This is a genomic window from Lacrimispora sp. (genome assembly GCF_032078915.1).
GTDB lineage: Bacteria > Bacillota > Clostridia > Lachnospirales > Lachnospiraceae > Lacrimispora.
Window position 1 is genome coordinate 25,554 of record NZ_DAMAUN010000069.1, and the last position, 7,706, is coordinate 33,259.

Annotated in this window: 7 protein-coding genes; 2 read left to right on the forward strand and 5 right to left on the reverse strand. The window is 45.4% G+C overall.

The features are described 5' to 3' along the window. Position 1: 1 nt before the first annotated feature. The 4 genes from dnaJ to hrcA form a co-directional block, all read right to left on the reverse strand. Complete coding sequence (gene dnaJ / locus RT269_RS22015; protein ID WP_313185825.1) at positions 2-1,135, reverse strand: molecular chaperone DnaJ; 1,134 nt, start codon at positions 1,133-1,135, stop codon at positions 2-4. 203 nt (positions 1,136-1,338) lie between these two features. Continuing rightward, the gene (dnaK, locus tag RT269_RS22020) at positions 1,339-3,201 is read right to left on the reverse strand and encodes a molecular chaperone DnaK (protein WP_313185827.1); all 1,863 of its coding nucleotides are present in this window, start codon (positions 3,199-3,201) and stop codon (positions 1,339-1,341) included. A 106-nt stretch (positions 3,202-3,307) separates the two neighbouring features. Beyond that, entirely contained in the window at positions 3,308-3,952 is a 645-nt protein-coding gene (gene grpE / locus RT269_RS22025) for a nucleotide exchange factor GrpE (RefSeq protein WP_331664212.1), read from the reverse strand. Positions 3,953-3,968: 16 nt separating this feature from the next. After that, entirely contained in the window at positions 3,969-5,018 is a 1,050-nt protein-coding gene (gene hrcA / locus RT269_RS22030) for a heat-inducible transcriptional repressor HrcA (protein ID WP_313185831.1), read from the reverse strand. Between the two features lie 350 nt (positions 5,019-5,368). On the opposite strand from hrcA, the gene RT269_RS22035 reads away from it, so the two are divergent. Together RT269_RS22035 and RT269_RS22040 are read left to right on the forward strand one after the other, a co-directional pair. After that, positions 5,369-5,938: a 3D domain-containing protein gene (locus RT269_RS22035; RefSeq protein WP_313185833.1), complete on the forward strand. Its 570-nt coding sequence runs from the start codon at positions 5,369-5,371 to the stop codon at positions 5,936-5,938. 195 nt (positions 5,939-6,133) lie between these two features. Then, the gene (locus RT269_RS22040; RefSeq protein ID WP_313185834.1) at positions 6,134-6,856 is read left to right on the forward strand and encodes a 3D domain-containing protein; all 723 of its coding nucleotides are present in this window, start codon (positions 6,134-6,136) and stop codon (positions 6,854-6,856) included. A 96-nt stretch (positions 6,857-6,952) separates the two neighbouring features. On the opposite strand, the gene RT269_RS22045 is transcribed toward RT269_RS22040, so the two are convergent. Further along, positions 6,953-7,456 carry a hypothetical protein gene (locus RT269_RS22045; protein WP_313185836.1) on the reverse strand — a complete coding sequence of 168 codons (504 nt, stop codon included), beginning with the start codon at positions 7,454-7,456 and terminating at the stop codon, positions 6,953-6,955. Positions 7,457-7,706: the final 250 nt, after the last annotated feature.

Here is a 7,706-nt window from a genome sequence, read left to right on the forward strand (position 1 = left end):
CTTATTTAAAGATTCCCTTCTTTTTATGTTTGTCACCTTCTACTGTGCCGTTCATGGCTTCGTCAAACTTACGAAGCGCCTCTTTTTGAACCTCTGTCATACGCTCAGGCACTGAAACCACCAAAGTGACAAAATGGTCGCCCCGAATGGCCCGGTTACGCAGGGTAGGAACACCCTTTCCTTTTAAGCGCACCTTGGTATCTGTCTGGGTACCTGGCTTCACTTCGTATTCCACTTCTCCATCCACGGTCTTGATCCGGATGCTTCCGCCTAAGGCAGCATTTGCAAAGGATACCGGTACTGTTGAGAAAATGCTGGTATCCTGGCGTTTGAAAATCGGATGATTGGATACCACTGCCTCTACCAGCAGATCGCCTCTCTCACCGCCATTGGTTCCGGGTTCTCCGGCACCTGCAAGACGTACGGACTGTCCGTTGTCAATTCCTGCCGGAATGGTAACTTTAAATTTCTTTCTTTTTGTAATGTATCCGCCGCCATAGCAATCCGGGCATTTATCCTTAACGATTTTCCCGCTGCCTCCGCAGTCCGGACACGTCTGAACATTCTGTATCTGTCCGAAGAAGGATTGCTGGGTATACATGATCTTTCCTTTTCCATTACATTTTGGACATGTAACAGGTGAGGTTCCCGCTTTTGCACCGCTTCCGTGACAGGAGGAACACTCTTCCTTGAAATTGATCTCAATCTCCTTCTCGCAGCCAAAAATCGCATCCTCAAAGGTGATGCGGATGCTGGTTCTGACATTGGCTCCCCTAGATGGTCCATTGTAGCGGGCGCTGGTCCGTCCTCCGCCAAAGATATCTCCGAATATATCTCCGAATATATCTCCCATGTCCGCTCCGCTAAAATCAAAGCCGCCAAAGCCGCCTGCTCCCCCGCTTCCGTCAAAGGCAGCAGAACCGAACTGGTCATACTGGCGCCTCTTATCAGGATCACTAAGAACACTGTAGGCCTCGGAAGCCTGCTTGAACTTCTCAGCAGCCGCAGCATCTCCGGGATTAGTGTCAGGATGGTATTTCTTAGCTAATGCCCTGTAAGCCTTCTTAATCGCTGCATCATCCGCATCTTTTGGAATGCCCAGGGTTTCATAATAATCTTTCTTACTCTCTGCCATCTTAGGTCTACCTTTCATAGATTAAGAAAATTCGATTCACCTTTGGCGCACCGAACGGCTAAGTTCCCAAATACCCATCAGGGTAACTGAAAGCCTTTATTTTCTCTCGTCATTGCTGAGGAACTCATGCCTGAAGAAATTCGGAAAAAGTGCTGTATCGCTACAACACTTTTCCAAAAGTCCTGTCTGCTGACCAGACTAGTTTACACCTCTTTGTAATCGCCGTCAACTACATCGCTGTCCTGATAGGCTGCATTATCTGCTCCCATGTCAGGGCCTGCGCCCTGGGCTCCGCCCTGAGCCTGAGCCTGCTCATAAACTTTTGCAAATAAAGCCTGTGCACTGTTCATCAGTCTTTCTCTGCCTGCCTTGATATCTTCAATCTGAGCATCCGTCATATCATCGATTGGAGCTCTGTTAACTGCTTCTTTTAATGCATTCAAGTCCGCTTCCACAGTTGCCTTATCGTTTGCATCGATCTTGTCTCCTACATCCTGCAGAGCCTTCTCTGTCTGGAATACCATGGAGTCTGCATCGTTTCTTGCATCAATGCCTTCCTTACGCTTCTTATCCTGAGCCTCATATTCAGCTGCTTCCTTAACTGCCTTATCAATATCAGAATCAGACATGTTGGAGCCGGAAGTAATGGTAATATGCTGTTCCTTGCCTGTTCCTAAGTCCTTAGCGGAAACATTTACGATACCGTTGGCATCAATATCAAAGGTAACTTCGATCTGAGGAACGCCTCTTCTTGCAGGCGGAATTCCATCCAGACGGAACTGGCCTAAGGTCTTATTATCTCTTGCAAACTGTCTCTCACCCTGTACCACGTGGATATCAACCGCTGTCTGGTTGTCTGCCGCTGTGGAGAAGATCTGGCTCTTCTTTGTTGGGATCGTTGTATTTCTTTCAATCAGTCTGGTAGCAACACCGCCCATGGTCTCAATGGATAAGGAAAGAGGAGTTACGTCCAGAAGCAGGATATCGCCTGCGCCTGCATCACCAGCAAGCTTTCCGCCCTGGATGCTGGCGCCGATGGCAACACATTCATCAGGGTTCAAGGACTTGGAAGGCTCCTTGCCTGTCAGCTGTTTTACCTTTTCCTGTGCAGACAGCATACGGGTAGATCCGCCTACTAACAATACTTTTCCTAATTCTGCTGCAGTAATGCCTGCATCTCTTAATGCATTCTGTACCGGAACCGCAGTGCGCTCGATGAGATCTAATGTCAGCTCATCAAATTTCGCTCTGGTCAGGTTCATATCCAGATGCTTTGGACCTTCTGAGGTAGCAGTAATAAACGGCAGGTTGATGTTGGTGGTCGTTGCTGAGGATAATTCCTTCTTAGCCTTCTCAGCAGCTTCTCTTAATCTCTGCATAGCCATCTTATCACCGGATAAGTCAACACCCTCTGCCTTTTTAAATTCATCTACCATCCACTGGGTTACTCGGTTATCAAAATCATCACCGCCCAGACGGGTATCGCCGTTGGTGGAAAGAACTTCGATGACACCGTCACCGATTTCAATGATGGAAACGTCGAAGGTACCGCCGCCTAAGTCATATACCATGATCTTCTGCTCTTTTTCATTGTCAAGTCCATAAGCCAGAGCTGCTGCTGTCGGCTCGTTGATGATACGCTTTACGTCAAGACCTGCAATCTTACCTGCATCCTTGGTTGCCTGACGCTGTGCATCGTTAAAATATGCCGGTACGGTAATAACCGCTTCGGTTACTTTTTCTCCTAAATAAGCCTCTGCGTCTGCTTTTAATTTCTGAAGGATCATAGCAGAAATTTCCTGAGGACTGTAATTTTTTCCGTCAATCGCTACCTTGTAATCCGTACCGATATGTCTTTTGATGGAAGAGATAGTACGGTCAGAGTTTGTTACTGCCTGACGCTTAGCAGGCTCACCGACCAGCCTCTCTCCGTTCTTTGTAAATGCAACAACGGATGGTGTGGTTCTTACGCCTTCGCTGTTTGGAATAACAACTGGTTTACCGCCTTCCATAACGGCTACGCAGCTATTTGTTGTACCTAAGTCAATACCAATGATCTTGCCCATAGTTTTTTCCTCCTGATTAATAAACAAATATAAATGATTTTCTGCCCATGCAATCGGGCTTTAAGGTATATCTGAAATGTATGATCTGCTTCCTCATGCCATGTGGCTAATTAGCCACCTGCACCATGGAATGCCTTACCACGCTGTCACGGTAAGTGTAACCCTTCTGAAGCTCCTGTGAGATTATATTTTCACCCAGTGACTCATCTTCAATATGCATGACTGCATTATGGAAATTGGGATCAAAGGGCATTCCGACCGCTTCAATAGGTTTTACACCGGCCTCTTCCAGCGTTTTCATAAGCTGCTTATATATCATCACCATTCCATCTGCAAAAGGAGCGTTTCTTTCCTCCTCAGATATGGCTGCAAGGCCTCTTTCAAAATTATCAACTACCGGAAGGATCCGTTCAACGATATCCTTTGCTCCGATCTCAAACATGGCTGACTTTTCTTTTTCTGTTCTCTTGCGGTAATTATCAAATTCAGCCATAGACCTCTGAAGGCGGTCTGTCAGTTCCTCTATTTTTTCATCCCTTGGGTCTTTCTTCTCTTTCTTTTTTCCGAAAAGGCCCTTTTTCCCGGATTCTTCTTTGGAACCCTCTTCAGCCATTTCTTCTTCCGGAACATGTTCCTGGGTTCCATCGTCCCCGCAGGCTTCTGCACCTTCTATTTCTTTTTCAGCGAAAACGGCATCCTCTGCATTAACAGTTTCATCTGCCAGATTCTCATCTGTTTTCACATCTTCCATGCTCAATGCTCTACCCTTACCTTTCATCTTTTTTCAAAATGGTATCCAGCTGCGTCATGAGATTACGCAATGTGCTGAGAACCTTTTCATAATCCATCCGTTTCGGACCAATGATTCCAATGGTACCTCTTAAGCCTTCGCCCAGTTCATAATTGGCGGTTACAATGCTGCAATCATTCATTGCCTTGACAGGTGCCTCATCGCCGATGTATACCTGGATTCCGGATCCGCTCTCCGAGCTGTTCATATCATCAATCAGACCCTGCAAAAGATCCTTCTGTTCCAGCGTACCGATAAGCTTGCTGGCCCTTTCTCCGTCACTTAACTCCGGATACTTGAAAATGTTCGTGGCCCCGCTGGTATAAATCTGAAGGTCTTCATCATCCCCCCGGATAGCAGCAGCCACCTCGCCTAGAACCCGGTCCACCACATCACAGTGGGGTCCTGCCTGAACCTTCATCCTGCTGATCACTTCAAGATTGATCTCCTCTATGGTCAGCCCGTTAAGGGCATTGTTAAGAAGAATGTTAAGATTCAGAAGTCCTTCGTCATCTAATTCCGTATGAATGGGAATCATGGCATTCTTAATGATATTTCCCTCCACCACGATCACCACAAGAAGCTTTTCTTCATCAACCTTGGAGAGCTGAATAAACTTCAGTTTGTTCCGGTGGTATTGAGGCGCGCTGATCATTGCAGCGTAATTGGTATTCTGGGCAAGAAGCTTTGCCATCTGTTTTAACAAGAGTTCTACCCGGTCCACCCGCTTTAACATCATATCCTTGATCTCAGTGACTTCCTCTTCTTTTTCCTGCATGATCTGGTCCACATAAAAGCGGTATCCTCTGTCTGAAGGAATCCTTCCGGCAGAGGTGTGAGGCTGCATGATATATCCCAGCTCCTCCAGATCAGACATCTCATTCCGGATGGTAGCAGAACTTAAGTTCAAATCCGTATACTTTGATATGGTACGGGAACCAACCGGTTCTCCGGTTTCCAGATAAGTTTTGATGATGGCTTTTAATATCGTTACTTTCCGCTCATCCAACTGATCCCTGTCACTCAAACTGCCCCACTTCCTTTCTGAGTCTTTTGTTAGCACTCAACGTTTGGGAGTGCTAACATCTTCTTTTCATAATATATTCTTTTTTTCTACTTTTGTCAATACATTCCTAAAAACTTTTTGATGAAGTTTTTATGTCCTGTTTGTACATTTTTCCTCATTTCTAAATGAAATATTACAAAGCTGTTGACATTATCTTCTTGACTTTTAACACTTTTGTAATATAATGGTAATTATGACACCATAACAACACAATTGCGAGGTAAGGTTGAAGGAAAGATGTCTTACAACCTTTAGCTTGTGAATCAACTGGATATGCCCGCATATCCGATTGATCCATTTGGAGGTAAATTATGAATAGTTTTTCAGGGAAAAAGAGGATCACCGGATTCCTGACACTTCTTTGTATCCTGCTGTTGTCAACAACTGCACTAGCAGCCGAGACTACAGGAAATGACCAAACCGTGAATCAAGTACAGTCCGAAAACTCTGGAACGGATCACCAAACCATACAAACCAGCACGGAAAATCAAGGGGCATCAGCCAGTACTGAGGAAATCGGACCTGGCATTAAGAAAAAAGAAACCGAACCTGTAAAGCCTGAGGCGCCGGCAAAACCGGTTTATCAAAAAGGTGAATCCCTGGGACTCTTCTCCGCCACTGCATATTGTCCGGGCGAAAGCACAGGCAAACAGAGCCGTACCTATTCCGGCACGATACCGCAGCCGCAGCATACCATATCCGCAGATATCACAATTCTTCCCCTTGGAACAAAGGTCATGATCGATGATATCGTTTATACTGTAGAAGATATCGGAAGCGGCGTAAAGGGAAATAAAGTCGATATTTTCTTTGCAAGCCGCAGGGAAGCCTTGGATTTTGGAAGACAGACAAAAGAATTATTTGCAGTCATTGAACAGTAGGAAATGCCCATATGAAGCCGCAGAACAGTGAATTACGCCACTGCTTCTGCGGTTTTTTTCGTCTTAACCTTGACAAAATTGGAAAAATGTGTAAAATGTTTACTTGTACCTCATTTATTACAAATCTGTTACATATAATTATAAATATATTAAAACTTGTTACAGATTGTAAAAAAGAAAGGAAGTATTTGTAATATGAGTAAAACAAACCGAATTCACTGGTTCTTCGGAACCTTACTAATGATGACATTTTTCTTAATAAGTGTATGGAACGTTTTGGCGGCCCAGACAGCAGGTATTATTGACAATGCAGACGAGAACAGCGTCAGGGGCTGGGCCCTAAACAGCTCTGATCTAAGTTCTGCGGCAGAAGTAAAGATTGTCATTACCAATCAGTCAAACGGGCAGGTCGTAGCAGAACTTACCACCACCGCCTCCAAGTACCGGGAGGATCTTGTATCCAACGGAACCGGAAATTACGGCTTTGAAATACCGGTTCCCTGGAGTTCCTACGGAGACGGCACCTATTTGGTAGAGGCCTATACCGGAGGCCAGAAGCTTTCCGGCACCAGAGTACATGGAGTAGGCGCTGCCGCTGCCGCAAGTCTTCAAAACAGCAGCTCCAATCTTCGTTCCCTGGGAGTTTTCAGAACTACAGCCTACTGCCCCTGCCGCAAATGCTCCGGAGGCTGGGGAGGACGTACCAGCACGGGTACCATTGCGGCCGCAAACCATACTATCTCTGTTGATCCAAGGGTCATTCCTTACGGCAGCCGTATCATGATAAACGGAGTCGTCTATACGGCAGAGGATTGCGGGGGCGGAGTCAAGGGAAACCATATTGATATTTTCTTCAATACCCATGGAGAAACCCGTTCTTATGGCAGCAGGAGTGCAGAAGTGTATCTCGTTCAGTAATACAAATCCCAGCAGGAAAGCCCGGTGAAGATTTTACTTTTCTCCGGGCTTTTTATCATATTAATTACATAGGATCCAGTGGTCCATTTCCGTATTTTACGTTCTTACGGCTATCTCTTTTATCATGCGCATCAGTTCTAAAGCGCTTCGGAATGCCACATAACTTCTGGAGGTCAGTCTACCGGCCACGATTCCCTGTATACTGGCGTTCTGGCGATGTTCTATTTTGACAATCAAGGTTTCTTTTGCATGAACCGCACGGATACTTAAGGTCATACTATCCTGCAGTTGAATTTTTGCCTTTACCGGTATTTTGTTTTTTCCCTTAGTTCTGTGTGCATATTCTTCTGACATTTTTTTATTCAGAAACCTTGGATTAGTGGAAGGCTGGGGAGTTCCGACCCAGTCGCATATTTCATCCAGTTTCAGCATTAAATCTCCTATATCGGAAAACCACACAGGTCCGTCTATGTAGCAGTTAAGAATTTCACCATATAAATTTCCTTCTTTTTTTCCATGAAAACAAATGAGCATCGTACTGACCCGGTCTGTTACAGTCATGCTGCGGCAGATGTTCTGCATTTCTTCGCTTTTTATCATAGGTTTTTATCCCCTTTTTCTATCGTGCTTTGTCAGGTTTTCTTTATAGAAAGGGAAAGCAAAGGATATGCACACTTTCCCTTTCCAGGAAACGAAAGTTGCTGCTATTCATCGTATCCTTACTGCAGCCAGGCTCCATCTCCCCCAACGGCATATCCATCAGGTGTCAGCTCACTGATGTACATGGATCCCAGTGGCCGCCCTTCATTGCTCTTATAGATCCATTTCTCTGTTGCCGCATCATACCGAT

Excerpts from the sequence above, each read along its gene's own strand:
- dnaK (WP_313185827.1), bottom strand. The coding sequence starts at position 3,201 with ATGGGCAAGATCATTGGTATTGACTTAGGTACAACAAATAGCTGCGTA.
- RT269_RS22045 (WP_313185836.1), bottom strand. The coding sequence starts at position 7,456 with ATGATAAAAAGCGAAGAAATGCAGAACATCTGCCGCAGCATGACTGTA.
- grpE (WP_331664212.1), bottom strand. The coding sequence starts at position 3,952 with ATGGAAGATGTGAAAACAGATGAGAATCTGGCAGATGAAACTGTTAAT.
- dnaJ (WP_313185825.1), bottom strand. The coding sequence starts at position 1,135 with ATGGCAGAGAGTAAGAAAGATTATTATGAAACCCTGGGCATTCCAAAA.
- RT269_RS22035 (WP_313185833.1), top strand. The coding sequence starts at position 5,369 with ATGAATAGTTTTTCAGGGAAAAAGAGGATCACCGGATTCCTGACACTT.
- RT269_RS22040 (WP_313185834.1), top strand. The coding sequence starts at position 6,134 with ATGAGTAAAACAAACCGAATTCACTGGTTCTTCGGAACCTTACTAATG.